This is a genomic window from Streptomyces sp. NPDC031670, from assembly GCF_055580545.1.
This window is the reverse complement of the sequence record NZ_JBVILC010000064.1, coordinates 1-682: the sequence shown is the minus strand read 5'-3', so window position 1 is coordinate 682 and position 682 is coordinate 1. Positions and strand designations below refer to the sequence as shown.

The 682-nt window shown below is 51.6% G+C and carries 2 protein-coding genes; both read right to left on the bottom strand.

All coding sequences use genetic code 11. The features are described 5' to 3' along the window. A partial coding sequence (locus ACZ5ID_RS37035; protein WP_468907215.1) for a hypothetical protein occupies positions 1–225 on the bottom strand: 225 nt, incomplete at its 3' end. A 118-nt stretch (positions 226–343) separates the two neighbouring features. Continuing rightward, a partial coding sequence (locus ACZ5ID_RS37030) for a hypothetical protein (protein WP_468907212.1) occupies positions 344–682 on the bottom strand: 339 nt, incomplete at its 5' end.

Sequence of the window (682 nt, the reverse complement as noted above, 5' to 3'; positions counted from 1 at the left end):
AAGAGTCAGATACTCCGGAGCCACCTCCAAAATCAGATGCCAACCAGGCGCATCATCTAACAGAGCGACATCGCTGTAGTAGACACGAGACGTCCCATAGATCTCGTCGCTAATCGACTCATACTCCTCTCCTAATTCGACGGCCTTAAGCTCCTCCTCGGTCAGCACCACTGCGTCACTAAGATCAATACGAAGGAAAGGCCCTCCGTCAGTGCGCTGCTGCATGGCGTATTGAGAGGGGCGCATAGAAGGCATTGGCGATCATCCTTGGTCGTAGGGCATCTTTATAGATCGATTTGGAACTAGGGATGTAATTCCACGATAGGCGACTAGCCATACCCATCTAAAAGGGGATTGGGTCGTCGAATAGTACAGATGCTTTTCTCGGCACTTGCGGAACGATCAAGGGCGACACCACGAAGAGATTGACGATGTCCTCTCTATCCATGAAGAGGATCTGACTCCGCTTGGATTGATCGAGCTTGCCACCGATCCAGTTTCTAGCAGCCTTGGTGATTTCTCCACCCGCGACGATGAAAGCGTGATCGACCAAGACGCGTTTGCTGAGCTCTGAATCAAAGATTTCGTGGCCCAACATCATCAGCACCTGGTTATGGATCTCGGCGACGTTGGCTTGTCCTCCCTTCGTCACTCCGGAGGAATCTAGTTTTCCCTTCTTCAC